The sequence below is a fragment of the Rubneribacter badeniensis genome (genome assembly GCF_002899695.1).
GTDB lineage: Bacteria > Actinomycetota > Coriobacteriia > Coriobacteriales > Eggerthellaceae > Rubneribacter > Rubneribacter badeniensis.
In genome coordinates, this window is sequence record NZ_PPEL01000165.1 from 1 (window position 1) to 1172 (window position 1172).

Sequence of the window (1172 nt, forward strand, 5' to 3'; positions counted from 1 at the left end):
GCGGTATTGGGGGTGGGAGGGGCCGTGTTCTTCTGGAATTACAATCCTCCTGATGATCGGTCGTTGTCCGCTTCTACCGTGTTCGGCCGCATCGTCGCTCAAAATGAGCTGGTGAGCGTATCTTACGACTACTGCATCGTCGACAAGGTGTCCGACATAAATCGTTTCTTCGATCTGTTCGACATCCCCTTTACGGATAACAGCTTTTGGTATCGCTATCAGGGAACCATTAAGGCTGGCGTGAGTTTGGAAGATGCCGACTACAAGTTGGAGGAAAATACGATACGCATCTCGCTGTCCAGCCCGTATATCGTTGCCAACGAGCCCGACATGGATGCTTCGGGCGTTTTGGAGGAGAGGAACAACATACTCAATCCCATCCACGTTGAGGATGTTGACGCCTTCCAAGCGCAGTGCATCGAGAAAAGCGAACAGGAGGCCATAGAGGCGGGGCTTTTGGACGAAGCGCGCGAGAATGCGGAGGAGAACATCCGGGACATGTTTGCGGTGGCGCTGGGCGAAAAGTGCGCGGTCGAGTTCTCGTGGCGCGAAGCGTAGGGAGGGGAGTTACCGTGAAGTTCTCGCCGAATCCCAAGATTGTGCTTGCCGTCGTTGTCGCGATTGCCCTGGTTGTCGCATTCGTCGTTGTGAACAACGCGGTTCTTTCCTGGGGGTAGCGCATTCGAAACCGTGCGGGCGGCCTTGCGCTGCGGTTTGCGCACGACGCAAGGGTGCCCCATGCAAGTTGGTCACAAACGACGCCCTGTGGCAATCCAAGCGGCCAATTTGGGGTGCCGGCAGCCTGTGCGATTTCCGCGACCTGGGGATTCTTCAAGTGCCAAGGGCGCGGGGGACGCGAAATCGGTCCCGCGCGTGCCATAGGGCGCTGTTTGTGACCAAACCTGCGGGAGGAGGGCTTCCATGCCGGTTTTGGCTTGGCGGCGACGGTGGTCGTCGCGTTTGCTCGTGTCGGCCCCTGCGCGTTTCCGGCTGGGTTCCCGCTCCGGCCCCTAGCGTTCTCTCGCTCTCCGCTCCCTTCCATTGCCTTCGTCGCTTTGCGCCGTCCCCATCTCCTGCTTCATCTTCCAATCCCTTTGCAGCTCCACTTTCGCCGCCGCCCTCTCCCGTGCTTCGCGCCGCCGCTCCCGCTCCCGCTTCCCGCCCGTCCGCCG

The 1172-nt window shown here is 59.7% G+C and carries 1 protein-coding gene; it reads left to right on the forward strand.

What is annotated here, in order from left to right:
- A partial coding sequence (locus C2L80_RS13470; RefSeq protein WP_103263373.1) for a DUF4230 domain-containing protein occupies positions 1-558 on the forward strand: 558 nt, incomplete at its 5' end.
- Positions 559-1172: the final 614 nt, after the last annotated feature.